27 protein-coding genes are annotated in these 26,154 nt (G+C 70.2%); 12 read left to right on the top strand and 15 right to left on the bottom strand.

What is annotated here, in order from left to right; translation table 11 throughout:
* Positions 1-134: 134 nt before the first annotated feature.
* The 8 genes from EYW49_RS00630 to EYW49_RS00595 all read left to right on the top strand — a co-directional run bounded on the left by EYW49_RS00630 (position 135) and on the right by EYW49_RS00595 (position 7,481).
* A complete protein-coding gene (locus EYW49_RS00630) occupies positions 135-1,487 on the top strand; it encodes a sodium-dependent transporter (protein WP_131304866.1) in 1,353 nt (450 codons plus the stop codon).
* A gap of 155 nt (positions 1,488-1,642) precedes the next feature.
* The gene (locus EYW49_RS00625; protein ID WP_131304864.1) at positions 1,643-2,257 is read left to right on the top strand and encodes a ribonuclease D; all 615 of its coding nucleotides are present in this window, start codon (positions 1,643-1,645) and stop codon (positions 2,255-2,257) included.
* A 45-nt stretch (positions 2,258-2,302) separates the two neighbouring features.
* A complete protein-coding gene (gene lptC / locus EYW49_RS00620) occupies positions 2,303-3,025 on the top strand; it encodes an LPS export ABC transporter periplasmic protein LptC (protein WP_131304861.1) in 723 nt (240 codons plus the stop codon).
* Positions 3,026-3,036: 11 nt separating this feature from the next.
* Complete coding sequence (locus EYW49_RS00615; RefSeq protein WP_206365337.1) at positions 3,037-3,609, top strand: LptA/OstA family protein; 573 nt, start codon at positions 3,037-3,039, stop codon at positions 3,607-3,609.
* Between the two features lie 118 nt (positions 3,610-3,727).
* A complete protein-coding gene (gene lptB / locus EYW49_RS00610) occupies positions 3,728-4,441 on the top strand; it encodes an LPS export ABC transporter ATP-binding protein (RefSeq protein WP_131305191.1) in 714 nt (237 codons plus the stop codon).
* Between the two features lie 135 nt (positions 4,442-4,576).
* Positions 4,577-6,166 (top strand): RNA polymerase factor sigma-54, encoded by a 1,590-nt coding sequence (rpoN, locus tag EYW49_RS00605; RefSeq protein ID WP_131304859.1) that lies wholly within the window; start codon positions 4,577-4,579, stop codon positions 6,164-6,166.
* Between the two features lie 195 nt (positions 6,167-6,361).
* Positions 6,362-6,943, top strand: coding sequence for a ribosome hibernation-promoting factor, HPF/YfiA family (gene hpf, locus EYW49_RS00600; RefSeq protein ID WP_131304857.1), 582 nt, complete (start codon positions 6,362-6,364; stop codon positions 6,941-6,943).
* A gap of 70 nt (positions 6,944-7,013) precedes the next feature.
* Positions 7,014-7,481, top strand: a complete 468-nt coding sequence (locus EYW49_RS00595; RefSeq protein ID WP_131304855.1) for a PTS sugar transporter subunit IIA — start codon at positions 7,014-7,016, stop codon at positions 7,479-7,481.
* A 126-nt stretch (positions 7,482-7,607) separates the two neighbouring features.
* On the opposite strand, the gene EYW49_RS00590 is transcribed toward EYW49_RS00595, so the two are convergent.
* From EYW49_RS00590 to EYW49_RS00540, 11 genes are all read right to left on the bottom strand, one after another.
* Positions 7,608-7,862, bottom strand: a complete 255-nt coding sequence (locus EYW49_RS00590) for a BQ00720 family protein (RefSeq protein WP_131304853.1) — start codon at positions 7,860-7,862, stop codon at positions 7,608-7,610.
* Positions 7,863-7,935: 73 nt separating this feature from the next.
* Entirely contained in the window at positions 7,936-8,367 is a 432-nt protein-coding gene (locus EYW49_RS00585) for an Hsp20 family protein (RefSeq protein WP_131304851.1), read from the bottom strand.
* A gap of 112 nt (positions 8,368-8,479) precedes the next feature.
* Positions 8,480-9,247, bottom strand: a complete 768-nt coding sequence (hisA, locus tag EYW49_RS00580; protein WP_131304849.1) for a 1-(5-phosphoribosyl)-5-[(5-phosphoribosylamino)methylideneamino]imidazole-4-carboxamide isomerase — start codon at positions 9,245-9,247, stop codon at positions 8,480-8,482.
* A 49-nt stretch (positions 9,248-9,296) separates the two neighbouring features.
* The gene (gene hisH, locus EYW49_RS00575; protein ID WP_131304847.1) at positions 9,297-9,947 is read right to left on the bottom strand and encodes an imidazole glycerol phosphate synthase subunit HisH; all 651 of its coding nucleotides are present in this window, start codon (positions 9,945-9,947) and stop codon (positions 9,297-9,299) included.
* Positions 9,944-10,438, bottom strand: a complete 495-nt coding sequence (locus tag EYW49_RS00570) for a DUF2628 domain-containing protein (RefSeq protein WP_165498077.1) — start codon at positions 10,436-10,438, stop codon at positions 9,944-9,946. The genes hisH and EYW49_RS00570 overlap by 4 nt, the downstream gene beginning before the upstream one ends.
* Before the next feature lie 4 nt (positions 10,439-10,442).
* Complete coding sequence (hisB, locus tag EYW49_RS00565; RefSeq protein ID WP_131304843.1) at positions 10,443-11,036, bottom strand: imidazoleglycerol-phosphate dehydratase HisB; 594 nt, start codon at positions 11,034-11,036, stop codon at positions 10,443-10,445.
* A 33-nt stretch (positions 11,037-11,069) separates the two neighbouring features.
* Positions 11,070-11,873, bottom strand: coding sequence for a M48 family metallopeptidase (locus tag EYW49_RS00560; protein ID WP_131304841.1), 804 nt, complete (start codon positions 11,871-11,873; stop codon positions 11,070-11,072).
* Between the two features lie 7 nt (positions 11,874-11,880).
* Positions 11,881-12,303: a DUF2852 domain-containing protein gene (locus tag EYW49_RS00555; RefSeq protein ID WP_131304839.1), complete on the bottom strand. Its 423-nt coding sequence runs from the start codon at positions 12,301-12,303 to the stop codon at positions 11,881-11,883.
* Between the two features lie 132 nt (positions 12,304-12,435).
* Entirely contained in the window at positions 12,436-13,683 is a 1,248-nt protein-coding gene (locus EYW49_RS00550) for a polyhydroxyalkanoate depolymerase (protein ID WP_131304837.1), read from the bottom strand.
* 148 nt (positions 13,684-13,831) lie between these two features.
* The gene (locus tag EYW49_RS00545) at positions 13,832-14,599 is read right to left on the bottom strand and encodes an ABC transporter permease (protein ID WP_131305189.1); all 768 of its coding nucleotides are present in this window, start codon (positions 14,597-14,599) and stop codon (positions 13,832-13,834) included.
* Between the two features lie 68 nt (positions 14,600-14,667).
* Entirely contained in the window at positions 14,668-15,441 is a 774-nt protein-coding gene (locus EYW49_RS00540; RefSeq protein ID WP_131304835.1) for an ABC transporter ATP-binding protein, read from the bottom strand.
* A gap of 154 nt (positions 15,442-15,595) precedes the next feature.
* On the opposite strand from EYW49_RS00540, the gene EYW49_RS00535 reads away from it, so the two are divergent.
* Both EYW49_RS00535 and EYW49_RS00530 read left to right on the top strand, forming a co-directional pair.
* Positions 15,596-16,951 carry an ActS/PrrB/RegB family redox-sensitive histidine kinase gene (locus EYW49_RS00535; RefSeq protein ID WP_131304833.1) on the top strand — a complete coding sequence of 452 codons (1,356 nt, stop codon included), beginning with the start codon at positions 15,596-15,598 and terminating at the stop codon, positions 16,949-16,951.
* A gap of 127 nt (positions 16,952-17,078) precedes the next feature.
* On the top strand, positions 17,079-17,636 hold the full coding sequence (locus EYW49_RS00530; protein WP_131304830.1) for an ActR/PrrA/RegA family redox response regulator transcription factor: 558 nt from the start codon (positions 17,079-17,081) through the stop codon (positions 17,634-17,636).
* Positions 17,637-17,642: 6 nt separating this feature from the next.
* Here the strand turns inward: EYW49_RS00530 and EYW49_RS00525 are convergent, their stop codons facing one another.
* Both EYW49_RS00525 and EYW49_RS00520 read right to left on the bottom strand, forming a co-directional pair.
* Positions 17,643-18,167, bottom strand: coding sequence for an MmcB family DNA repair protein (locus EYW49_RS00525; RefSeq protein WP_131304828.1), 525 nt, complete (start codon positions 18,165-18,167; stop codon positions 17,643-17,645).
* Between the two features lie 10 nt (positions 18,168-18,177).
* On the bottom strand, positions 18,178-19,632 hold the full coding sequence (locus tag EYW49_RS00520; RefSeq protein ID WP_206365335.1) for a sodium:proton antiporter: 1,455 nt from the start codon (positions 19,630-19,632) through the stop codon (positions 18,178-18,180).
* Positions 19,633-19,922: 290 nt separating this feature from the next.
* Here EYW49_RS00520 and EYW49_RS00515 point away from each other — a divergent pair, with 290 nt between their 5' ends.
* On the top strand, positions 19,923-23,315 hold the full coding sequence (locus EYW49_RS00515; protein ID WP_131304826.1) for an acyl-[ACP]--phospholipid O-acyltransferase: 3,393 nt from the start codon (positions 19,923-19,925) through the stop codon (positions 23,313-23,315).
* Positions 23,316-23,419: 104 nt separating this feature from the next.
* On the opposite strand, the gene wrbA is transcribed toward EYW49_RS00515, so the two are convergent.
* Entirely contained in the window at positions 23,420-24,019 is a 600-nt protein-coding gene (gene wrbA / locus EYW49_RS00510; RefSeq protein ID WP_131304824.1) for an NAD(P)H:quinone oxidoreductase, read from the bottom strand.
* A gap of 276 nt (positions 24,020-24,295) precedes the next feature.
* Between wrbA and EYW49_RS00505 the strand changes: the two genes are divergently transcribed.
* The gene (locus EYW49_RS00505) at positions 24,296-25,582 is read left to right on the top strand and encodes a BaiN/RdsA family NAD(P)/FAD-dependent oxidoreductase (protein ID WP_131305185.1); all 1,287 of its coding nucleotides are present in this window, start codon (positions 24,296-24,298) and stop codon (positions 25,580-25,582) included.
* Here the strand turns inward: EYW49_RS00505 and EYW49_RS00500 are convergent.
* Positions 25,548-26,147, bottom strand: coding sequence for a DUF4202 domain-containing protein (locus EYW49_RS00500; protein ID WP_131304822.1), 600 nt, complete (start codon positions 26,145-26,147; stop codon positions 25,548-25,550). The genes EYW49_RS00505 and EYW49_RS00500 overlap by 35 nt on opposite strands.
* Positions 26,148-26,154: the final 7 nt, after the last annotated feature.

The following is a 26,154-nucleotide window of genomic DNA, read 5'->3' as shown; positions in this document are numbered from 1 at the left end:
CGCCCCCGTACCGGAGACTACCACCCCGCGGAATCCCCGTTGGCCCGCAAGGCCTTTGCTGATACCGCCCTGTCCGACGACAACCCGACCGACCATCGCTGCGAGGATCGGCTCGGAAGACGAGGCAGGACGGCATGGCTGATCGCGACGGATTCACCACCACTTTCGGGGCGCTGGTCGCCACCCTCGGGTCGGCTGTCGGGCTCGGCAACATCTGGAAGTTTCCGTCGCTGACCGGGACCAACGGCGGCGCCGGCTTTCTCGTGGTCTATCTCGCCGCCACGCTTCTGGTCGGCCTGCCGGTGATGATCGCCGAGACCATGCTCGGCCGCACCGCGCGCGCCGATGCCGTGTCGAGCTTCGATCGGCTGGCCCCGAAGGGCCAATGGTGGTGGAAGGGCATCGGCTGGATGGGCTTTGCCGCCGCCCTGCTGATCATGGCCTTCTATTCCGAGGTCGCCGGCTGGGTCTATGCCTATATCTTCAAGTCGATGACCGGCGAGATCGCCACCATCGACCCCAAGGTCGCCGCCGGCGTCTTCGGAAAGCTGGTGTCCGATCCCTGGTCGTCGCTGCTGTGGCAGTGGGTGGTGCTGGCGATCACCGGCGTGATCATCGCCTTCGGCGTCTCCAAGGGCATCGAGGCGGTGACCCGGCGGCTGATGCCGCTCTTGTTCGTGCTGCTGATCGTCCTGTGCGTGCGCAGCCTCAGTCTGGCGGGCGCCTCGCGCGGCCTCGCCTTCCTGTTCGATCCGGACTTCTCCAAGATCACCCCGGCGGTGGTGCTGACCGCGCTCGGGCTCGCGTTCTTCAAGCTGTCGCTGGGCATGGGCACCATGCTGACCTACGGCAGCTATTTCCGCGACGATCAGAACATCCCGGCGACCGCCGCGCGGGTGATGCTCGCCGATCTCTCGGTGTCGCTGCTCGCCGGCATCGCCATCTTCCCGGCGGTGTTCGCCTTCGGCTTCGAGCCGGCCGCCGGCCCCTCGCTGGTGTTCATGACCATCCCGGCGGTGTTCACCTCGATGCCCGGTGGCACGGTGTTCATGATCCTGTTCTTCGTGCTGACGGCGATCGCCAGCGTCGGCGCCATCCTGTCGCTGCTCGAGGTGCCGGTCGCGGTCCTGTCGCAGCGATATGGCCTGAACCGCAAGCTCGCGGCGCTCGTCACCATCGGCATGATCGGCCTCCTCGGCGTGCCCGCGGCGCTGTCGCAGGGCGTCGCCGCGAATCTGAAGCTGTTCGGCCTCAATGCCTTCGACCTGTTCGATTTCCTCTCCTCGAACATCCTCCTGCCGGCCGGCGGCATCCTGATCTGCCTGTTCGTCGGCTGGGTCTATGGCCTCGCGGCGCCGGAACGGCGGATGGCGGCCGAAGGCTCGCTGATCGAGCGGCTGACCATCCGCACCGTGTTCGTCCTCGTCCGCTTCGTCGCGCCGCTGGCCATCGCGGTCGTGCTGCTGCACGGCCTCGGGGTGGTCTGACCGGGGAAATCCGGCCGCTCTGCGCCCCGCGCGGAGCTCGGGCGGGGGGGATCGTTTCGGCGCGGCGGTCGTGGTAAACCGGCGCGACGATGCGAAGACCGTCGCGGCTCGGACACGAGGCGCGGCGTCCGCCGAACCCGCGCCGAAAGTCCGTCATGACCATCCGCCATCACCGCCGCGACCTGCCCGATCTCTCCAACTACGGCGCCAGCGTCGCCATCGACACCGAGACCATGGGTCTCCTGCCCCATCGCGACCGGCTCTGCGTCGTCCAGCTGTCGCCGGGCGACGGCACCGTCGACGTGGTGCAGATCGACAAGGGTCAGACCGAGGCGCCCAATCTGCAGCGCCTGCTCGCCGATCCCGGGGTGGTCAAGATCTTCCACTACGCCCGCTTCGATCTCGCCGCGCTCTACAACGCCTTCGGGGTGATGCCGCAGCCGGTGTTCTGCACCAAGGTCGCCTCCAAGCTGGTGCGCACCTCGACCGATCGCCACGGCCTCAAGGACCTCTGCCGCGAGCTCCTCGGCGTCGATCTGTCGAAGCAGCAGCAGACCTCCGATTGGGGCGCTGCCGAGCTCAGCGAAGCGCAGCTGACCTATGCCGCCTCCGACGTCCTCCACCTCCACGCTCTGGTCGCCAGGCTCGACGTCCTGCTCGACCGCGAGAACCGGCGCGACATCGCCGAAGCCTGTTTCCGCTATCTGCCGACCCGCGCCCGCCTCGATCTGATGGGCTGGACCGAGAGCGACGTCCTCGACCATTCCTGAGCGGGGAACCGGGACGAGGAGCCGAGGATGCGGCGCGAGGGGATCATGGCCGAGACGGGTGAGATCGGAGGACGAGCGGTGGGCGGCTCCGGCGCCGTGCCGCCGCGCGTGCCGCCGCCGGCGCCCGATCGCGACGCCCTGCGCTCCGCCGCCGACCGCCACAGCCGCCGCGTCCGCCGCCTCAAGGTGGCGATCCCGGTGATCGGCGTGGCGGTGGTGGTGGCCATCGCCGGCGTGACCTGGGTGCGGTCCCATCTGATGGCCGGCCTCGGCGTCCGCCAGGTGCTGTTCTCCAAGGACGGCCTGACCATGGTCGAGCCGCGTCTGACCGGCCGCGCCGGCGATCGTCGCTACGACGTGACCGCCGCGAAGGCCTTCCAGGACGTGCGCAATCCCAAGGTGATCGCCCTCGAGGGGGTCGACGGCCACCTCGAGATGGCCGACGGTACCTGGGCCAAGATCGAATCGACCGCCGGCCGCTACGACGGCACGCGCGAGACCCTCGATCTCGACGGCGACGTCACGGTCGTCACCTCCGCCGGTTGGCGGGCGACCACGGCGGTGGCCCATGTCGACCTGGTCAGCGGCAAGATCGACGCCGAGCGCGACGTGCGCATCACCGGACGCGCCGCCCAGATCGACTCCGACGCCCTCCAGGCCTCCGAAGAGGGGCGCCACCTCGTGTTCACCGGCAACGTCCGAATGACCGTGCAACCCCAGGCCGACGCGGAGGCGCCTCCCGGCCCGCCCGCGCCCGCGCCGCGATGAGAGACGCCGCGATGCCCTCGTCCCCGATCCTGCGCCGCATCCTGCTCGCCGCCGTGCTGGCCGGCGCCGCCGCCCCGGCCTTCGCCGCCGGCGAATCCGGCATGTCCGACGCGTTCAAAGGCTTCGGCTCCAACACCAAGGAGCCGATCCAGATCGAAGCCAACGGCCTCGAGGTCCAGGACAAGGACCGCACCGCGGTGTTCACCGGCAACGTCAACGTCCGCCAGAAGGACACGGTGCTGAAGACCCAGCGCCTGCGGGTGTTCTACGAGGGCAAGGCCGCCGAGGGTCTGGCCCAGGCCAGCGCCGGTGGCGGCAGCCAGCAGATCCGCCGCTTCGAAGCCGAGGGCCGGGTGCTGATCACCCAGAAGGATCAGACCGTCACCGGCGAGACCGGGTGGTTCGACATGCAGAAGCAGACCGCCCAGATCGACACCAACGTCGTCCTGACCCAGGGCAAGAGCGTCGCCAAGGGCGAGCACCTGAAGATCAATCTGAAGACCGGCCAGTACACCCTCGAAGGCTCGCGTGTGATCATGATTCTCGAGCCCAAGAGCCCCGACGCCGCCCCGCCGGCCCGTTGAGCCGGTCCGCGCCCCCGTTTTCCGGAGTTCGCCCTTGAGTGCCGTTCCGCTCTTCCCCGGCCTTGCCGCCTTTGCGCCGCCGTCCGATGCCGGCGCCGGCGCGCAGCCCGAGGAAGGGCTGGTGGTCCACGCCGTCGCCAAGGCCTATCGCAAGCGCCGGGTGGTCGAGAGCGTCAGCCTCGACGTCCATCGCGGCGAGGCGGTCGGTCTGCTCGGCCCCAACGGTGCCGGCAAGACCACGGTGTTCTACATGATCACCGGCCTGATCCGTCCCGACGCCGGCGAGATCCGCCTCGACGGCTACGACATCACCCGGCTGCCGATGTACCGCCGCGCCCGCCTCGGCATCGGCTATCTGCCGCAGGAGGCCTCGATCTTCCGCGGTCTGACCGTCGAGGAGAACATCTCGGCGGTGCTGGAGGTGGTCGAGCCCGACCGCGCCCGCCGCCGCGAGGACCTCGAGAACCTGCTCGGCGAGTTCCACATCGGTCACCTGCGCAAGTCGCCGGCGATCGCCCTGTCCGGCGGCGAACGGCGGCGCTGCGAGATCGCCCGGGCGCTGGCCTCGCGCCCGTCGTTCATGCTGCTCGACGAGCCCTTCGCCGGCATCGACCCGATCGCCGTCGGCGACATCCAGACCCTGGTGCGCCACCTGACCAGCCGCGGCATCGGCGTGCTGATCACCGACCACAACGTCCGCGAGACCCTCGGCCTGATCGACCGCGCCTTCATCATCGCCGGCGGCCACCTGCTGACCGAGGGCAATCCGCGCGAGATCGTCGAGCACCCCGACGTGCGGCGGCTCTACCTGGGCGAACAGTTCAGCTTGTGAACCGGTTTTCCCCATCCCGGGCGGGGCGGAGAAAATCGCTTTGCCGCGGACGGCGCCTGCGCTTACACTCGGCGTCGTGAGGCAAGATCCGGACCATGTCGGGGCCCGGGCAAACGAGAGGTGGACGAGACACAGATGGCGCTGTCCCCGAAGCTGGAACTCAGACAGAGCCAGTCCTTGGTGATGACGCCGCAGCTGATGCAGGCCATCAAGCTGCTGCAACTGGGCAATCTCGATCTCGTCGCCTATGTCGAAGCCGAACTGGAACGCAACCCGCTGTTGGAGCGCGACGAGGGCGAGGATCGCCCGGTCGCCGTCGACGGCGCGACGCTCGCCGCCGAGCGCGAGGCGGCGCCCGGCCCCGCCTCCGATTTCGACGGCGGCCTGACCGTCGAGCCCGACGCCGCCGGCGACTTCGCCCCCGACGCCCCCGAGATCGGCCTCGACACCGCCTTCGAGAGCGCCTCGCCCGAGATCGGCGACCGGCTCGACGCCGACTTCTCCAACGTCTTCCAGGACGACGGCGCCCCCGAGCCGATGGACCCGACCCGGCTGGTCGGCGAGACCTGGTCGCAGACCTCCAACCGCGGCGGCTCCGGCGGCGACGAGGACTACAATCTCGAATCCTACGTCGCCGCGGAGATCTCGCTCGCCGATCATCTCGCCGAACAGTTGGCGCTGGCGGTGACCGACCCGATGCGCCGGCTGATCGGCCGCTACCTGATCGACGCCGTCGACGAGGCCGGCTACCTGCGCACCGACACCGCGAGCGTCGCCGAGAAGCTCGGCGCGCCGCTCGAGATGGTCGAGGCGGTGCTGGCTCTGCTCCAGGGCTTCGATCCGCCCGGGGTCTGCGCCCGCGACCTCGCCGAATGCCTGCGTCTGCAGCTCGAGGAGCGCGACCGCTTCGATCCGGCGATGCGGGCGCTGGTCGACAATCTGGCGCTGCTCGCCAAGCGCGACTTCGCCGCCCTGCGCCGCCTGACCCGGGTCGACGACGAGGATCTCGCCGACATGATCGCCGAGATCCGGGCGCTGAACCCCAAGCCCGGCAACGCCTTCGGCACCACACTGGTGCAGCCGGTGGTCCCCGACGTGGTGGTCCGCCCCGGCCCCGACGGCGGCTGGCTGGTCGAGCTGAACAGCGAGACCCTGCCCAAGGTGCTGGTCAACCAGACCTATTTCGCCCGGGTCGCCAAGAACGCCAAGGGCGACAAGGACAAGCTCTATCTCTCCGAGTGCATGCAGACCGCCAATTGGCTGGTCAAGAGTCTCGATCAACGCGCCAAGACGATCCTCAAGGTGGCGACCGAGATCGTCCGTCAACAGGACGCCTTCCTGACCCACGGCATTCAGCACCTGAAGCCGCTCAACCTCAGGATGATCGCCGACGCGGTCGGAATGCACGAATCGACGGTCAGCCGCGTCACCTCCAACAAGTACATGGCGACCACCCGCGGCATCTTCGAATTGAAATACTTCTTCACCTCGTCGATCGCCTCGTCGGAGGGCGGCGAGGCCCATTCGTCGGAATCGGTGCGCCACCGGATCCGTGAGATGATCGAACGCGAGCCCGCCGACGACGTCCTGTCGGACGACACGATCGTGAAGATGCTGCGCGAGGCCGGCATAGACATCGCCCGCCGAACGGTCGCAAAGTACCGTGAGGCGATGAACATACCCTCTTCCGTCCAGCGCCGCCGCGAGAAGCAGGCACTGGTGTGAAGCGGTCGGCGGCCGCCCCGGCGCTCTCGCCCAGAGACCCGCCGAAGGTCGCCGCGGACCGTCCCGCGAGCCGCCCCGCCTCGACGCCGTCCGGACCTGGTCCGGCTCCGGCCCGAGATCCCGGGAGCGGACCAATGAGCCAAGGCGCCGCCGCCTCCTCCCGGAGACGGCGACCGACCGGGAGGTCGAACATCCATGACCCTCAGGGTTTCCGGCAAGAATGTCGACATTGGCGAGAGCCTGCGCACCCATGCGCAGTCCCGCGTCGCTGAAACGCTGGCCAAGCTCTATGCGGGCTCCTTCAAGGGCCACGCCACCGTCGAGAAGGAAGGCAGCGGGTTCCGGACCGAATGCGCTCTGCATCTGGGCAGCGGCATCACCGTCCAGGCGGTCGGTACGGCGATGGATCCCTATCAGAGCGTCGAGCAGGCGATCGACCGCATCGAGAAGCAGTTGCGTCGTTACAAGCGGCGGCTGCGCGAGCACGCCGCGGTCGCGGCGGAACCCCGCGTCGACGACACCTGGGAGGGCACCGTCAGGGTGCTCGAGGTGCCCGACGACGACGAGGAGGTGCCGCTCGACTTCAACCCGGTGGTGATCGCCGAATCGACCACGCCGTTGAAGTCCCTCTCGGTCGGTGCCGCGGTGCAGGAGCTCGATCTCTCCGGCTCGGAGTTCGTCCTCTTCCGCAACGCCAAGCACGGCGGCCTCAACGTCGTCTATCGTCGCCGCGACGGCAACATCGGCTGGGTCGACCCGACCTTGCCGGGTGCCTGACGCGCACACTTCGACCCGGCGGAGCCCCGGCTCCGCCGGGCTCCGTTCGCCCCATCGGATCGGCCATTTCATGGAACTCGGAGATTTCTTCCCGCTCGAGGCGATCGTTCCCTCGCTGCGGGCCAATTCGAAGAAGCAGGTCTTGTTGGAACTCGCGGCGCGGGCCGGGTCGGTCACCGGCCTCTCCGATCGGGCGATCTTCGACGCCCTGGTCCAGCGCGAACGCCTCGGCACCACCGGCGTCGGCCACGGCATCGCCATCCCCCACGCCGAGGTGCCGGGGCTGACGCAGATGATCGGCGTCTTCGCCCGCATGGAGCGGCCGATCGACTTCGGGGCGACCGACGACCAGACGGTCGATCTGATCTTCGTGCTGTTGACGCCGATCGGCTACGGCGCCGACCACCTCAAGGCGCTGGCGATGATCGCGCGCGCCCTCCAGGACGTCCGCCTGACCGCCAAACTGCGCGCCACGTCCGATCCGGCCGCCCTCTGGGCGCTGCTCGCCCACGCCGAGAACTCGTCCGACGCCGCCTGAGTGCCGCAGGCACGATCACGCTTGCTTAGTGCCGCAGGCACGATCACGCTTGCTGAGTGCCGCAGGCGACGATGACGTCGCCTGAGCGCGGTCGCCCCCCCATGCCCTTCGACGCCGAGGGACCCCTCAGTGCCGCATCACCGGGGTCAGTTCCTGTTCGCGGGCGCCGTCGAGGATGGCGTCGCGATCGTCGGAGATCAGGATCGGCGTGCCGCCGGCGCCGATCAGCGCCCACAGCCGCAGGCCGGCCGGCAGCGGCGGCGCGCCGGGATAGAGGCGGCCGATCTCTTCGGAGCGGAATTCGCGGACATAGGCGATGGCGCCTTCACCGAGTTGGGCGAAGTCTTCGATCGGCAGTGGCGGATGGGTCGAGCGGTTCATGGCGGCGATCTCCGGGTCTGACCGCGTCCGATGAGGGAGAGCGGGTCGTTTCGGGGACGGGACGGGGCGGCGGTCATTCGCCGTCGGCTATCTCGATACGTCGGATCACCCGTTCCGGTTCCGGCCGGGCGAGATCGATGGCGAGAAGGCCGTCCTTGAGTTCGGCACCGATCACCTCGATGCCCTCGGCGAGGACGAAGACCCGCTGGAACTGGCGCGCCGCGATGCCGCGATGGAGATATTGGCGGCCGCGATCGTCGTCGGTCTGGCGCCCGCGGATCACCAATTGGCTGTCCTCGATGGTCACGTCGAGCTGGGCGCGGGTGAAGCCGGCCACCGCCAGGGTGATGCGCAGCACTTCGCGGCTGCCGCCGTCGGCGTCCACCCGCTCGATGTTGTAGGGCGGATAGCCGTCGTTGGCGGCCTTGGAGACGCGGTCGAGAACGCGTTCGATTTCGTCGAAGCCGAGCAGAAACGGGCTCGAGAAGCCCGGGAATCGCGACATGGTCAGGCCCTTTCGCGGAAGCGACCCTGATCGTCCGCAGCCCCGACGAATCGGCGGCTGCGGCCGGACGGCGTTGCCGTCTCTGCCGATATGGGGAGATCCCGGCGTCGGTTCAAGCGTCCGGCGTCGACCGGGCGGCGGGGCCTCGCGCCGCGGCGATCCGCGCCAGGGCGGCGCGGGGATCGAGGCGGCCGTCGTAGAGCGCCCGGCCGGTGATCGCGCCTTCCAGGATCGCCGCGTCGGGCGCGAGCATCGCCTCGACGTCGGCCATCGCCGCGAGCCCCCCGGAGGCGATCACGGGGATCGACACGGCGCGGGCGAGTTCCAGCGTCGCCGGCAAATTCAGCCCCTCGAGGATGCCGTCGCGGTCGATGTCGGTGTAGACGATCGCCGCCACGCCGGCGTCCTCGAACTTGCGGGCGAGATCGATCGCCGACAATTCGGACCCTTCCGCCCAGCCCTCGACCGCGACGCGGCCGCCGCGGGCGTCGATGCCGACGACGATCCGGCCGGGATGGCGCCGGCAGGCCTCGCGCACCAGCTCGGGGTCGCGCACCGCCACCGTACCGAGGATCACCCGGGTGACACCGCGGTCGAGCCACGCCGCGATCCCGGCGAGATCGCGCAGGCCCCCGCCGAGCTGCACCCGCATCCGCCCGCCGACCGCCGCCAGGATCGCCTCGACCGCCGCGCCGTTGACGCTGCGCCCGGCGAAGGCGCCGTTGAGATCGACCACGTGCAGCCACGGGAAGCCGAGGTCGGCGAAGCTCGTCGCCTGGGCGGCCGGGTCGTCGTTGTAGACGGTGGCGGAGTCCATGGCGCCGAGCTTCAGGCGGACGCAGTGTCCGTCCTTCAGGTCGATGGCGGGAAAGAGGATCATCGGCGGTCCGTGGTCGGCCGAGCGTGCGGCGCGGGGTGGGGAGGGGCGGTCAGGGCGCCCAGGCGAGGAAGTTGGCGAGCAGCGCCAGACCCAGTGTCTGGCTCTTCTCCGGATGGAACTGGGTGCCGACGACGTTGTCGCGGGCGACGATCGCCGTCACCTCGCCGCCGTGCTCGGCGACCGCCACCATGTCGGCCCGCCGCTCGGGGAAGAAGGCGAAGGAATGCAGGAAATAAGCGTGGAGCCCCGTCGCCCCGAGCGGGATCCCGGCGAGCACCGGATGGGGATTGACCAGCTCCATGGTGTTCCAGCCCATGTGCGGCACTTTCAGATGCGGATCGGACGGCTGCAGCGCCCGCACTTCGCCGTCGATCCAGCCGAAGCCGTCGGTCGGCTCGTGTTCGAGGCCGCGGGTGGCGAGCAGTTGCATGCCGACGCAGATGCCGAGGAACGGCCGGCCGCGCTGAGTGACGAATTCGTCGAGCGCCTCTTCCATGCCTTCGATCGCCGCGACGCCGCGGCGACAGAACGGGAAGGCGCCGTCGCCGGGCAGTACCACACGGTCGGCGCGGCGCACCACGTCGGGGTCGCGGGTCAGCGTCACCGTCTGGCCGCGCCCGGCCTCGCGGGCGACGCGCTCCAGGCCCTTCTCGGCCGAGCGCAGATTGCCGGCACCGTAGTCGATCAGGGCAATGGTCATGGCGTGCCTCGGGTCAGGCCGGCGAAGCCGACGATCGGCGGCAGGTCGCGACGGGGAGCGCTCGGCGCCGACGGCGCGGCGGCGGCCGGCGGCGTCGCGGAGGGGAATGGGTGGGTCTCGCCTGCCGTCCCGGCGAAGAACCGCAGCTCCGCCTCGTCGCGGTTCGCCCCTTGGGCGAGCGCGACGAGCCTCAGGCCGCGGCGTTCCAGCGTCCAGCGCCGCAGATCGTTGGCCGACACCGCGAACCACAGCGCGAAGGCCGCGCCGATCACCGTCGCGACCGTGGGGTCGCCGAAGCGGTCGACGACTTCGATCGCCAGGGCGACGAGCGCCCAGCCGACGAACACCGCCCACAGCCGATGGCGCAACGTCCACAGGAAGGGCACGGCGAGAGCCCACCACGAGAAGCCCTCGCGCACGAACACCAGCCGATCGGCGGCGTTCGCGGCGGCGAGGTCGCCATCGGGGGCGTGAACCGTCCAGATCGCCATCGCCTCAGTCCCCCAATCGGCCCTTGGTCGAAGGCACCGCATTGGCGGCGCGCGGATCGACCGCGACCGCGGCGCGCAGCGCCCGCGCCAACGCCTTGAAGGCGGATTCGATCATGTGATGGTTGTTGACGCCGTAGAGGGTGGTGAGATGCAGCGTCACCCCGGCGTTGAAGGCGAAGGCGCGGAACCACTCTTCGAACAGTTCGGTGTCGAACTCGCCGATCTTGGCCTTGGAGAAGGGGATCTCGAACACCAGGAACGGCCGGCCGGAGACGTCGATGGCGCAGCGCGTCAGCGTCTCGTCCATCGGCAGATGGACGTCGGCGTAACGGGTGATGCCCTTCATCTCGCCGAGCGCCCGCTTGACGGCCTGGCCGAGCGCGATGCCGACGTCCTCGACGGTGTGGTGCTGGTCGATGTGGAGATCGCCGGTCGCCCGCACCGTCAGGTCGATCATCGAATGCCGCGACAGCTGCTCGAGCATGTGGTCGAAGAAGCCGATGCCGGTGGCGACGTCGTAGGTCCCGGTCCCGTCGAGGTCGACGGTGACCGTGATCGCCGTCTCCTTGGTGGTGCGGCTGACGGTGGCGCTGCGCATCGGGGGCCCTTTCCGGTTCGGACGGAGCCGCTTTTAGCAGGCGAACGGCTCTCCGGCAAAGGCGGAAGCGTCGTGTCCCGCGCCCTCTTCGGCACCGCCGTAGCCGTGCAGCGCCGCGCCGTGGACCTTCAGCCAGCGCCGGCCCTGGTCCATGGTCGGGCAGGTCGCCCGCACCAGCCGCCAGAAGCGCACCGAATGGTTCATCTCGCGCAGGTGCGCCACCTCGTGGGCGGCGAGATAGTCGAGCACCTCGGGCGGCGCCAGGATCACCCGCCAGGAGAAGGAGAGATCGCCCGCCGCGGTGCACGAGCCCCAGCGCGAGCGGGTGTCCTTGATGCGGATGCGCCCGATCTTGACGCCCAACCGTTCGGCGTGGCGCGCCACCGCCGCCGCCAGATCGCCGCGCGCCGCGCGGATCAGATGGTCGCGGATCCGCCGGGGCAGATGGTCGATGCCGCCGGCGACCACCAGCAGAGCTTCGTCGCCGGCCTCTTCGACCCACACCGTGCCGCGCCGCTCTGGGCGATGGACTACGCGATGGGGGCGGCCGCGCAACGGCAGGACCGCGCCGGGGCGGAAGGCGACGCTGCGCGGGCGTCGCGCCAGCCGTTCGCCGAGCCAACCGCGATGGCGGTCGAGAAAGGCGAGGGCGTCGCCGAACGACGCCCTCGCCGGGAGGGTCAGCACCGGTTCGCCGGTGCCGGTCGAGAGGCGCAGGGTGAAGCGCACCGCCCGCGCCGACACCTTGACCGCGACCGTCACCTCGCGACCTTCGATCGCCAGGGTCACCCGGTCGGGGGGCGACGGCCGGTGCCGGGGACGCGGGAAGCCGAACACCCGCGCCTCAAGGCTTGGTCGGATCGCCGGAGCGCTGCTTCCAGGCGGTGCGTTCGGCCTTGAAGCGGTCGAACTCTTCCTGGTCGCGGGCGCGGCGCAGATGGGTCATGTAGGCTTCGAACTCGCGCCGTTCCTCGTCGAGACGGCGACGTTCGGCTTCGAGCCGCTCGAGTTCGCTCGCCCGATAGGCGTCGAACGCGGCATTGCCGGTGGCGCTGTAGCCGAAGCCGGCGCCGGGCGTGAAGCCGTGGCGGGCGGCGGCGCCGGTGAAGCCCTGACGCAGGCCGTCGGCGAAGCCGGCGAGCCGGTCCCCCCACAGCATGTAGCCGAGCATCGCCAGGCCGATCGGCCAGGCGATCATGAAGCCGCCGACCATCAGGGCGATGGACAGCGGGTGGAATCCGGGGCGGACCACGGCGGAGCAACGCATGGAGAACCCTCCTCGCAGGGCAGGGGGGCCGGCCGCGGCTCGGGAGCGTGCCTCCCGGGCGCGTCGGCGGTCCCGACCTCCGTCGAGATGGCCCCGCCTGCCCCCCCTTTCAAGGGTCGATCGCGGGGAGCCTCACGCCGTCCCGACCGCACCGCGGGCGTGGGTGCGGATGAAGGCGGCGAGCCGCGGCTGGATGTCCCGGCGGAACTTCGAGCCGTTGAACACGCCGTAGTGCCCGACGCCGGGCTGGACCCAGTCCATCTGCTTCTCCGGCGCGAGGTTGCGGCACAGCGTGTGCGCGGCCTGGGTCTGGCCCATGCCGGTGATGTCGTCGAGCTCGCCTTCCACCGTCAGCAGCGCGCAGTTGCGGATCGCCGCCGGCCGCACCGGCCGCCCGCGATGGGTCATGGTGCCTTCCGGCAGTTTGTGATCGAGGAACACCGTCTCGATGGTCTGGAGATAGAACTCCTTGGTCAGGTCCATCACCGCCAGATACTCGTCGTAGAAGTCGCGGTGCTTCTCGGCGGAATCGCCGTCGCCCTCGATCAGGTGCTGGTAGAAGTCCTTGTGGGCGGTGACGTGGCGGTCGAGGTTCATCGACATGAAGCCGCCGAGCTGCAGGAAGCCCGGATAGACGTCGCGCAGGAAGCCCGGATGCGGGAACGGCACCTTCATGATGACGTTGCGCTCGAACCAGCCGATGCCCTTGCCGTGGGCCACCTTGTTGACCGCGGTCGGCGAGATCCGGGTGTCGATCGGCCCGCCCATCAGCGTCATGGTCGCCGGCGAACAGGGATCGCCGTCCTCCTCCATCAGGGACACCGCCGCCAGCACCGGCACCGACGGCTGGCACACCGCGACGATGTTGGCGCCCGGCCCGAGGTGGCGCAGCATCTCGGCGATGTAGTCGACGTAGTCGTCGAGATCGAAGCCGCCCGAGGTCAGCGGCACCATGCGGGCGTCGATCCAGTCGGTGATGTAGACCTCGTGGGCCGGCAGCATCGCCTCGACCGTGCCTCGCAACAGCGTCGCATAGTGGCCCGACATCGGCGCCACCAGCAGCACCCGCGGATCGGCGGGCCGGCCCTCCGGCAGGGCGCGGGCGAAATGCAGCATCCGGCAGAACGGCTTCTCCCACACCACTTCTGCGGTGACCGCCACCGATTCGCCGTCGACCACGGTGGTCGGCAGATCGAAGTCCGGCTTGCCGTAGCGCCGGGTGGTGCGTTCGAACACCTCGAAGCTCGCCGCCATCGAGCGACCGAGCGCAGTCTGGCCGAAGTGGTTGAGGGGATTGCGCAAGCCCGCCCGCCCGAGGTCGGCGAAGGCCCGCAGGGGCCGCAGTGCAGCATGATTCCATTCGTACATCTGGTAGAACATGGCGCTTCTGTCCCGTCGCCGGCTCGCAAGGGTGCGTCGGATGCGGCCGATTAAATCGATTATTCTCTTGAAACGCCGCCAAGTCCAAGGCGGTTGCGTCGACAATTGGTCTTAGGCCGGGGGTCGGGGTGCGCTGCGGCAGGTCCGCTCATTCGCCTTGCTGCAACAGCGAACCGGCGCGGCGGGCACCGGCGAGCAGCTTGTAGAAGGCCACCACCGCGCCGATCATCCACAGCACGTTCATCGCGAAGGCGCCGGCCATCAGGTCGAGGCGGAAGCTGTGGTCGATGACGATCGCCCGCATGCCTTCGAAGACATGGGTCGGCGGCAGCGCCCAGGCGAGCGGCTGGAGGATCGCCGGCAAGGTCGCGACGGGATAGTAGACGCAGGTGATCGGCATCATCAGGAACATCAGCGACCAGGCCAGCGCCTCCGCGCCCATGCCCTGGCGCAGCAGGATGCCGATGATGACGAGGCCGATCGCCCAGCCGGTCATCACCAGATTGACGAAGAAGGCGATCAGCGGCAGACCGAGGCCCCAGATGTTGTAACCGAACATCGGGATCGCCAGCAGCGTCACCGGGATCACCCCGATCGCCAGCCGGATCATACTGATCGCCATCAGCGCGACGATGAATTCCGACGGCCGCAGCGGGCTCATCAGCAGATTGCCGAGATTGCGCGACCATAGCTCCTCGAGAAACGCGAAGGCGAAGCCCTGTTGCGAGCGCAGGAGCACGTCCCACAGCAGCAGCCCGCCGACGAACAGCCCGGCGGCATTGGCGAAGAAGCTGGAGTTCTGCGCCACGTAGAGCTGGACGAAGCCCCAGGTCAGCATCTGCACCGTCGGCCAATAGACCAGCTCGATCGCCCGCGGCCAGGAATTGGACAGGAGATACCAGTAGCGCAGCACCATCGCCCCGACGCGGGTCGGCGAGAAGGCGGTGGCGGCGCGGGCGCCGCGGATCGGTTCGGGCGCGTTGGTCACGGCAGGGTCTCCGCATCGGCGGCGGCGAGGGCGCGGCGGCGGCGGGCAACGTCGAGGAACACCTCCTCGAGCGTGTCGCGGCCGTAGCGGCGGATCAGGTCGTCGGGGGCGCCGTGGTCCTCGATGCGGCCGCCAGCGAGGATCACCACGTCGTCGCACAGCCGCTCGACCTCGGGCATGTTGTGCGAGGCGAGCAGGATGGTGGCGCCGGTGGTGGCGCGGAAGTCTTCGAGCCGGGTCCGCACCCAGTCGGCGGTGTCGGGATCGAGCGAGGCGGTCGGTTCGTCGAGGAGCAGCACCTTGGGCTGGTTGAGCAGGGCCTTGGCCAGCGCCACCCGGGTCTTCTGCCCGGCCGACAATTGCCCCGCCTTGCGGTCGAGGAAGGCCCCGAGCTCGAAGTCGGCGGCGAGCCGGGCGATTCGCTCGGTGAGCGCCGGCACCCGGTAGAGACGGCCGAACACCGTCAGGTTCTGGCGCACCGTCAGCCGATGGGGCATGTCGACATAGGGGCTCTCGAAGTTCATCGCCTCGAGCAGCGCCGCCCGCTCGCCGGGCATGTCGCGCCCGAGGATCGTCACCGTGCCGGAGTCGGGCAGGATCAGGCCCATCAACATGCCGATGGTGGTGGTCTTGCCGGCGCCGTTGCCGCCGAGCAGGCCGAGCACCCGGCCGGCCCCGACCTCGAAGGTCAGGCCGTCGACCGCCCGCACCGCCCCGAAGGACTTGCCGAGGTCGCGCACGGCGATGGCGGGGGCGGCGATTTCGATCATCGGGTCCTCGGGCGAGAAGATGCGGCCGGGCCATGGTCCCCGCCGAGACTGCGTTGTATAGGCTCTCGACGAGCCGTGCGGAAGACGGCGGCGGGGCCTCGACCTCGGACCGCCGTCCCGACGAACCGCACGCGAGACGGGGGGAGACGTCGCCATGTTGGGGGTTCTGGCCGATTTCGGCGATACGTCGGCGCGGTCCTTGCGGCTCGAGACGCTGGTGCGTCTGCGCTGGCTGGCGATCCTCGGCCAGGCCGCGTCCGTGGTGTTCGTGCGCTGGGGCCTCGGGTTTCCACTGTCGCAGGTCGGCTGCTTCGCGCTGATCGGCGCCTCGGTCGCCCTCAACCTGCTCCTGCGCTGGAACTTCTCGACCATCCACCGCCTCGACGGCGTCCATGCGACGCTGCTGCTCGGCTGGGACGTGCTCGAACTGGCCGGCCTCCTGTGGCTGACCGGCGGCCTGGAGAATCCCTTCGCCTTCCTGCTGCTCGCGCCCGTCCTGGTCTCCTCCGCCTCGCTGCCGCCGCGCTCGACGGCGCTGCTCGGGGTGTTCGTGGCGGTGCTGGTGACCGTGCTGGCGGTGTGGCATCAGCCGCTGCCCTGGGGCGCGGTCGAGGCGCCGCTGCTGCCGCCGCTCTATGTCGTCGGCATCTGGCTGGCGATCCTGCTGACCCTGTCCTTCTCGGCGCTCTACGCCTTCCGCGTCGCCGACGAATCGCGGCGCCTCGCCGATGCGCTCGCCGCCACCGAACTGGTCCTGCAGCGCGAACAGCATCTGACCGCGCTCGACGGTCTCGCCGCCGCCGCCGCCCACGAGCTCGGCACGCCGCTCGGCACCATCGCCCTGGTCACCCGCGAGATGGAGCGCGAACTGCCGCCCGGCTCGCCCTTGGCCGACGACGTGGCGCTGCTGCGCGCCCAGTCCGACCGCTGCCGCGAGATCCTGCGCAAACTCTCGTCGATGGGCAGCGATGCCGACGCCTATTACGTGCGCCTGTCGATCTCTGCGCTCGTCGACGAGGTGATCACCCCGTTCCGCGACCTCGGGCCGGAGATCGTCGTGGCCTGCTCCGGCGACGGCCCGGAGCCGATCGGCCGGCGCAATCCGGCGGTGCTCTACGGGCTCGCCAACATCGTCGAGAACGCCGTCGACTTCGCCCAGGGCCGGGTCGGCGTCACCGTCACCTGGGACGCCGCCGACGTGGTCGTCACCATCGACGACGACGGGCCGGGCTTCGCATCCGCGGTGATCGCCCGTCTCGGCGAACCCTGGATCACCACCCGCCGCCCGAACGGCGAGGACGCGGCGAGTGGCGACGAGGCCGGCGGCGGTCTCGGTCTCGGCTACTTCATCGCCCAGACCTTCCTGCTGCGCTCGGGCGCGCAACTGTCGGCGCGCAACCGTTCGTACCCCGATCACGGTGCCGTGATCCGTGTGGTCTGGCCGCGCGCCCGCATGGAGAGTTCGTCGGAGGCGATCGGGTCCTCAAATTTCACCACAATCGACGGATGACCCGTCGCCATCGCCGAGCGGCCCTGCTAGGGGATTGTTCCGCAAGGCGTCTCGACCTACTATCCGACTGGCGCGCGGTCGGAGGTCCGATACGGAGCTGGCCCCCATGGATGGACGAGTCACGATCATGACGGAATCGCCGGTCTTCGATACCGCCGATACGGATCGCACACTCCTGATCGTCGAGGACGACAAGGCGTTCCTGCAGCGTCTGGCGCGGGCGATGGAGCTGCGCGGCTTCGAGGTCGAGACCGCCGGGTCGATCGCCGAGGGCCTGGCCCGGGTCGACGGCCGGCCGCCGGCCTATGCGGTGGTCGACATGCGGCTCGGCGACGGCAACGGCCTCGACGTGGTCGAGCACCTGCGCGCCAAGCGCCCCGACGCCCGCACCGTGATCCTCACCGGCTACGGCAACATCGCCACCGCGGTGACCGCGGTGAAGCTCGGCGCCGTCGACTATCTGTCGAAGCCCGCCGACGCCGACGAGGTGATGCGCGCCCTGCTGCGCTCCGACGACGACCGCGCCGCCCCGCCGGAAAACCCGATGTCGGCCGACCGGGTGCGCTGGGAGCACATCCAGCGGGTCTATGAGCTGTGCGAACGCAACGTCTCCGAGACCGCCCGCCGGCTCAACATGCACCGCCGCACCCTGCAGCGGATTCTCGCCAAGCGCGCCCCGCGCTGAGCCGACTCACCCGATCTCGACGTTGCCGCCGCTGCGCGGATCGGTGAATCCGTAGAGCCGGAGCGCCGCGGCGCGGGCGAAGCGTAGGGTCATCGCCCGCCGCGTCGGCGCCGACAGGCGATGCTCGGGCGCCGGGCGGATCACCTCGCCGCCGTGAGCGTCGGCGAGGATCAGACCGCAGTCCTCCGGAAAGATGTCGAGCGGCACCCGCGGGCTGGTGGCGAACAGCAGCCGGTCGCAATGGGTGCGGTAGAACGGCCACTTGTGATCGACCCGGAAGTCCTCCACCGACGACTTCACCTCGACGATCCAGATCTCGCCGTTGGCCGCCAGCCCGACCACGTCGGCGCGCCGCCCCGAGGCGAGCGGCAGTTCCTCGACCACCGCGAAACCGAGCTGGACCAGATGGCGCTTGACCCCGCGGGCCACCGCCCGCGTCTCCTCCGGCCGGGTCGGCGGCGGCGCGGTCAGCGAGGTCGCGGTCTCCGGATCGAGTTCGGCGGCCTGCGGGAAGGTCTCGTCGGCGGACATGGCGAGCCCCTCAGACGCGGAGGAACAGGACGGTGATCACCACGAACAGCGGCGTCAGGATGCCGAAGGACCACACCAGATAGCCGAAGAAGCTCGGCATCGGCACGCCGGCATCCTCGGCGATCGCCTTGACCATGAAGTTCGGGGCGTTGCCGATGTAGGAATTGGCGCCCATGAACACCGCCCCGCAGGAGATCGCCACCAAGACCGCCGCGCCTTCGCCCATCAGCCGCGCCGCGTCGCCGCCGGCCAGGTTGAAGAACACCAGATAGGTCGGGGCATTGTCGAGGAACGACGACAGGAGCCCGGTCGCCCAGAAGTACATGGCGACGTCGGGGCTGCCGCCGGGCCGCGCCACCAGCGCCACCAGGGGCGCGAAGGCGCCGTGCTCGGCGGCCTTGAGCATGGCGATCACCGGCACGATGGTGACGAAGATCGCCGCGAACAGTTCGGCGACCTCGCGGATCGGCGCCCAGGTGAAGCCGTTGCGGGCTCGCAAGCCCGCCGGCGTGAGCGCCAGCGACGCCGCCGCGGCGGCGACCAGCACCAGATCGCGCAACAGATTCTGCAATTCGATGTCGGTGCCGGCGATCGGCACGACGATTCCCGGCTTCCACGACCCCGACATCAGCACCGCGGCGATCACCACCACGAGCAGCCCCAGATTGACCCGCCCCCGCAGCGCGACCGGCCCTTCCGGCGGCACCGCCGCCGGCCGGTAGTCGGCATCGCGCCGGTAGAGCACCGTGTCGACCACGAAGAACAGCGCCAGCAGCGCCCCCGCGGCGACCGCCGTCTCGGCGAACAGGTGGCGGGCGGTCCAGAAGAAGTCGACCCCGAGGAGATAGCCGAGGAACAGCGGCGGATCGCCGAGCGGGGTCAGGGCGCCGCCGATGTTCGACACCAGGAAGATGAAGAACACCACGACGTGGACCGGATGGCGGCGGCCGGCATTGGCGCGCAGCAGCGGCCGGATCAGCACCATCGAGGCGCCGGTGGTGCCGATCACCGAGGCCAGTACCGTGCCCAGCGCCAGCAGCGCGGTGTTGAGTCGCGGATCGCCGTGCAGATCGCCTTCCACCAGCAGGCCGCCGGAGATCGTGAACAGCGCCCCGAGCACCACCACGAAGGGCAGATATTCGGCGAGCAGGACATGCACCACTTCATGGAAGGCCGCCCCCGGCCCGGCCAGTACGGCGAAGGGGACGACGAAGGCCGCGGCCCAGCCGGCGGCGATCGGTCCGGCGGCGCGATGCCACAGATGCGGCGCGATCAGCGGCGCCAGGGCGATGGTCACCAGCAGGCCGGCGAAGGGCACCGCCCAGATCCCGCCGAGCGTCGCGCCGTCGAGCGTCGCCGCCGCGGCCGGGCTCCCGCCGAGCAGGACCATCGCCGCGGCGATCGCCGCGATCGCCGCCCGTCCACGCCCCGGTCCCGCCGGTTCTCGATCGTCGCCGCCCGCCATCCGCGTCTCCTCTGTGGCCTCCAGGTATAAGCGATGTCGCGGCCGCGGCAATGCCGGGACGGGGGCGAGGGCGCACGGCGCCGACCCCGCTTGCATCGCCGGGAACTTCGTGTATGTTGTTTTGAACAACGTTCATAAACCTGCGGCGACAATCCGCAGCGCAGTGCCCGGCCGATTTTCTCATCGAGGGGGATGGCCGTGCCCGGACTTCCGTGTCTACTTGCCGCCGCTGCAGCGTGAGGCGGCGGAACGACCGCGGAGCCGCCACCCACTCGGTCAGGAGCCCATCGATGTCGAAGTCGCTACTCGCCTCCCGCCGCTTCGCCGGGCTGTTCTGGTGCCAGTTCTTCTCCGCTCTCGACGACAATTTCCTGAAGAATGCCCTGGTCTTCCTGATCCTGTTCCATGTCGGCCAGGAGCGCGCCGGCCCGCTCGTCACCCTCGCCGCGGCGACCCTGATGGCGCCCTTCTTCTTCCTCTCGGCACTCGGCGGCGAACTCGCCGACCGCTTCGACAAGGCGGTGGTCGCCCGCCGCCTGAAACTCGCCGAGATCGCGGTCGCCGGACTCGCCGTGATCGGCTTCTGGACCGCCTCGATCCCGACCCTGTTCGCGGCGCTGGCCGGCTTCGGGGTGATCGCCGCGCTGTTCGGCCCGATCAAATACGGCATCCTGCCCGACCACCTGGAGAAGGGCGAACTGCCGGCCGGCAACGCCCTGATCGAGGGCGCGACCTTCCTCGCCATCCTGCTCGGCACGGTGATCGGCGGCCTCGCCGCCTCCCGCGGCGGTGATCCGGCGGCGCTCGCCGGGGTCATGATCGCCTTCGCCGTCGCCGCCTTCGTCGCGGCGCTGTGGATCCCGCGCACCGGCCAGGCCGCCCCCGACCTGAAGGTCCGCTGGAACATCCTCGCCTCGACCCTCGATCTGGTGGTCGAACTCCACCGCAGTCCGCGGCTGTTCTGGGCCGGCGTGGTGTCGAGCTGGTTCTGGGCGGTCGGTGCCGTCGTGCTGTCGCTGCTGCCCTCCCTGGTCAAGGGCGCGATCGGCGGCAGCGAAGATCTCGTCACCGCCTTCCTGGCGGTCTTCGCGGTGGCCATCGCGCTCGGCTCGGGCCTCGCCGCCTGGCTCTCCGGCCATCGCATCGTGCTGGTCGGGGTGCCGATCGCCGGCCTGCTGATCGGTGTCTTCGGCCTCGACGCCGCCTGGACCGTCGGCCATCTCGCCGCTCCCGGCGCCGATCCGGTGGGAATCGCCGCCTTCGCCCGCGTCCCCGGCGGCCTGCGCCTCGCGGTCGATCTCGCCGGCCTCGCCGCCGCCGGCGGCCTGTTCGTGGTGCCGGTCTTCGCCGCGCTGCAGTCCTGGGCCGGGGTCGAGCGCCGCGCCCGCGTCGTCGCCGCGGTCAACATCCTCAATGCTTTCGCCATGACCGGCGCGACCCTGGCGGTCGCCGGTCTGCAGGTCGCCGGCGTGACGCTCGCCGCCCTGCTCGCCGGCCTCGGCGCCCTGTCGCTGGTGGTCGCGGTGGCGGTGTGGCGGACCTTGCCGACCCACGCCCTGCGCGACGCGCTGTTCCTGATCTACCGCATCCTGTTCCGCCTGGAGGTCACCGGCACCGAGAACCTCGAAAATCTCGGCGACCGGGTGGTGATCGCGCTGAACCACGTGAGCTTCCTCGACGCCGCCCTGGCGCTCGCCCTGATGGAGCGCGAGCCGGTCTTCGCCATCGATTCGGCGATCGCCAAGCGCTGGTGGGTGCGGCCGTTCCTGCGCGTCGCCCGCGCCCTGCCGCTCGATCCGACCAAGCCGATGGCCACCCGCACCCTGATCCATGCGGTCGAATCCGGCGATCCCCTGGTGATCTTCCCCGAAGGCCGCCTGACCGTCACCGGCTCGCTGATGAAGGTCTACGACGGCGCCGGACTGGTGGCGCTGAAGTCCGACGCGCAGGTCGTGCCGGTCCGCCTCGAAGGGCTGGAGCAGACCCCCTTCACCCGCCTCGACCCGTCGCAGATCCGCCGCCGGCTGTTCCCCAAGGTGCGGGTGACCATCCTCCCGGCCCAGCGGCTGGCGGTCGATCCGGCGCTGACCGGACGCGCCCGCCGCCGTGCCGCCGGCAACGCCCTCTACGGCGTGATGTCCGACCTGATCTTCCGCACCACCTCGACCGACCGCACCGTCTTCGAGGCGATCGCGCTGGCCGCCGAGGTCCATGGGCCCGGCCGCGTCGTGCTCGAGGATCCGCTCGCCGGGCAGATGACCTATCGCCGCCTGCTGATCGGCGCCCATGTGCTCGGCTCGCGTCTCGCCGAACTCGCCCCGCCGTCCAAGGCGATCGGCGTCATGCTGCCCAATGCCAATGCCGCGGTGGCGACGTTCCTCGGCATCCACTCCGCCGGCCGGGTTCCGGCGATGATCAACTTCACCGCCGGTTCGGCCAATGTCCTGGCCGCCGCCGCCGCCGCCGAGCTCACGACCATCGTCACCTCGCGCGCCTTCGTCGAGAAGGGCCGTCTCGAGGGACTGATCGCCGCGCTCGAGCCGCGCCTGCGCATCGTCTATCTCGAGGACGTGCGCGGCGAGATCGGCGCCCTCGACAAGATCCGCGGCCTCCTGCGCTGGCGCCATGCCCTGGCGCGGCGCCGGCCCGACGATCCGGTGGCGATCCTGTTCACCTCGGGTTCCGAAGGCCTGCCCAAGGGCGTGGTGCTGTCGTCGCGCAACATGCTCGCCAACATCGCCGAGATCGCCGCCCGCATCGACTTCGGCCGCGCCGACAAGGTGCTCGACGTCCTGCCCCTGTTCCATTCCTTCGGGCTCACTGCCGGTCTGGTCCTGCCGATCACCAACGGCCTGCCGGTCTATCTCTACCCCTCGCCGCTCCACTACCGGGTGGTGCCGGAACTGGTCTACGGCTTCAACGCCACCGTGCTGTTCGGCACCGACACCTTCCTCACCGGCTACGCCCGCGCCGCCCACCCCTACGACTTCCGCTCGCTGCGCCTGGTCGTCGCCGGCGCCGAGCCGGTCAAGGAGGCGACCCGCCGGGTGTGGATGGAGAAGTTCGGCCTGCGCATCCTGGAGGGCTACGGCGTCACCGAGACCGCGCCGGTGATCGCCATCAATACGCCGATGTACAACCGCTTCGGCACCGTCGGCCGCATCCTGCCCGGCATGGAGTGGCGCCTCGATCCGGTCGAGGGCATCGACGAAGGCGGCCGCCTGTTCCTGCGCGGGCCCAACGTCATGCTCGGCTACCTGCGCAGCGAGCACCCCGGCGTCCTCGAAGTGCCGCCCGACGGTTGGCACGACACCGGCGACATCGTCTCGATCGATCCCGAGGGCTACGTCACCATCCTCGGCCGCGCCAAGCGCTTCGCCAAGATCGGCGGCGAGATGGTGTCGCTGGCGGCGATCGAGAAGTTCGCCGCCCAATTGTGGCCCGACGCCCAGTCGGCCGCCGCCGCGGTGCCCGACGCCAAGAAGGGCGAGCGCATCGTCCTGGTCACCACCAAGGCCGGCGCCGACCGCCCGAGCTTCGTCGCCGCCGCCAAGGAGGCGGGCCTCGCCGACCTGATGATCCCCGCGGAAGTGGTGATCTGGGAGGAGCTGCCGCTGCTCGGCACCGGCAAGATCGACAACGTCACGCTGAGCCGCATGGTCGGTGAAGCCGCCGCGCCCTGAGCCGCAGGGTCGGCGAACCCCATTCCGAGGCCCCTGAAACGAAGACCCCCGCCGATCGGCCGATCGGCGGGGGTCGAAGTTCGGACGGACGATCGGACCGAGGCTCAGGCCGAGAGCTTGGCGGCGATCTCGGCGACGTGCTTGCCCTGGAAGCGGGCGGCGTCGAGGTCGGTGGCGGTCGGCTGGCGCGAGCCGTCGCCGGCGGCGATGGTCGAGGCGCCGTAGGGCGAGCCGCCGATGATCTCGGTCAGGCCCATCTGGCCCTGGAACGAATAGGGCAGGCCGACCACCACCATGCCGTGATGGAGCAGGGTCGGCAGGAAGCCGAGGATGGTCGATTCCTGGCCGCCGTGCTGGGTCGCCGACGAGGTGAAGATCGAACCGACCTTGCCGATCAGCTTGCCGGTGAACCACAACCCGCCGGTCTGGTCGATGAACGACCGCATCTGCGAAGCGACCGTGCCGAAGCGGGTCGGAGCGCCGAAGATGATCGCGTCGTAATCGGCGAGCTCGTCGACGGTGGCGACCGGGGCGGCCTGATCGAGCTTGTAGTGGGCGCCCTTGGCGACGTCCTCCGGCACCGTCTCCGGCACCCGCTTGACCGCAACTTCGGCGCCCGCCGCACGAGCGCCTTCGGCGACGGCGTTGGCCATCGTCTCGATGTGGCCGTAGGTCGAGTAGTAGAGCACCAACACCTTGGTCATGAATCTCTCTCCGTGGATCGGGGGTCCGGCGCGGCGCGCCGACGACCACCCCTTCGTCGATGGTCGGACACTGCACCTCCCGCGCCCCTACGTACATCCCCGCGGCGGCGAATGGATCGTTCGACGATGTCGAACGATCGCAGCGGAATTTCTCGCACCGTCGCCGCCTGCCTCGGCCGATGACCGCTCCGGGTCTTGCGCTCGGCCGGGCGATCGCCCATCAACGGAGCTTGCCTGCCCGGGAATCGGGCGGATGCGGGAGGTGAGGTCGTGACGATGGATCGGGAACGCGGCGACGGCCCGCGGGTGGTGGTGATCGGTGCCGGGCCGGCCGGCCTGATGGCGGCCGAGACCATCGCCGCCGCCGGCCATGCGGTGACGGTCGTCGATCGCATGCCGAGCGTCGCCCGCAAGTTCCTGATGGCCGGGCGCGGCGGCCTCAACCTCACCCATTCCGAACCGCTCGACCAGTTTCTCGGCCGCTACGGCGCCGCCCGTGATGCGCTCGCCCCGGCGATCGAGGCCTTTCCGCCCGAGGCCCTGCGCGCCTGGGCCGCCGGCCTCGGCGAAGAGACCTTCGTCGGCTCCTCCGGCCGGGTCTTCCCCACCGCCTTCAAGGCCTCGCCCCTGCTGCGCGCCTGGCTCGCGCGCCTCGCCGGCCTCGGCGTGGTCGCCCGCACCCGCACCACCTGGACCGGCTTCGCCGAAGACGGCGTCACCGTGCTCGACGCCGACGGTGCCGCCGAGACGATCCCCGCCGACGCCGTGGTCCTGGCGCTGGGCGGCGCCAGCTGGCCGCGCCTCGGCTCCGACGGCCGTTGGACGAGCATCCTCGAAGAGGCCGGCATCGTCGTGTCGCCGCTGCGCCCGGCCAATTGCGGCTTTTCGGTCGCCTGGACCGAGGTGTTCCGCGAACGCTTCGCCGGCGAACCGTTGAAGCGCCTGACCATCTCCTTCGGCGAGCACGTCGCGGTCGGCGAGGCGATGGTCACCGCCGACGGCCTCGAGGGCGGCGCCATCTACACCCTGTCCGGCCCCTTGCGCGAGGCGATCGCCGCGGCGAACGGCCCCGTCGAGGTGGTGTTGGATCTGAAGCCCGGCATGAGTCCCGAGATGATCGTCGCGGCGCTGGGCTCGACCGGGCGTCGCGGCGACACCCTGACCAACCGCCTGCGCAAGGCGCTGCATCTGCCGCCGGTGGCGATCGGCCTGTTGCGCGAAGGCGTCGGCCGCATCCTGCCCGAGGATCCCGCCGAGCTCGCCCGTCTGCTCAAGGCGCTGCCGATCCGGGTGGTCGCGGCCAGCGCCATCGAGCGGGCGATCTCCTCGGCCGGCGGCATCGCCTTCTCCGAGATCGACCGCAACTTCATGCTCTACCACCTGCGCGGCGTGTTCGTCGCCGGCGAGATGCTCGACTGGGAGGCGCCGACCGGCGGCTATCTGCTCCAGGCCTGTTTCTCGACCGGCCGCGCCGCCGGCCTCGGGGTGCTCCGCCGTCTGCGCCTGCAGGCCGAAGCCCCGCCGGTGGTCACCCCGCCACCGCTCGAACCGTCAGAGTCCTGAGCCGCTCGGGCAGGCTCGGGACCAGTTCGAGCGCCCGGGCGTGGCCGGCCGCCGACATCTTGGTCCAGGTCTTGGCGACGATGTCGACCACCTTGTCGTCGGCGTGCTTGTCGGCGAAGGGCGCGAATTCGAACTCCAGGAACACCAGACAGGCGCAGTCCTCGAGCGCCTGGGCCTCCACGTCGCGCTTCAGCCGCTCCTTGCGCACGATCGACCCGACCCGAGCGATCGCCTCAGCGTCATAGCCGGCTTGCCCCATGAAACCGCCGACCAGCGTCGCGTGATGGGCCTTCAGCGCGTTGCGCCAGGCGAAATAGCCCGGCTTGTCCATCGGATGGGCGCTGCGCGGAATGTCGAAGCGGCGCAGATGCTGGGCCCGCACGGCGATCTGCAACAGATCCGAGGCCTCGGGGACCAGCCGCGCCAGCCATGCCGACATGCGTTCGCCGTAGACCAGCGCATGCGGTCGTTCGCCGGCTTCGGTGGGGATCCGGGTCGGATCCTCGGCATTGGCGGCGTCGATGCGGGCGAAGACCGCGGCGAGGCGGGCGTCGATTTCGGACATGGGGCAG

The organism is Siculibacillus lacustris (assembly GCF_004328075.1).
Classification (GTDB): Bacteria; Pseudomonadota; Alphaproteobacteria; order Rhizobiales; family Ancalomicrobiaceae; genus Siculibacillus; species Siculibacillus lacustris.
The sequence above is the reverse complement of the archived record's forward strand: the minus strand, read 5'-3'. Positions and strand labels throughout refer to the sequence as shown.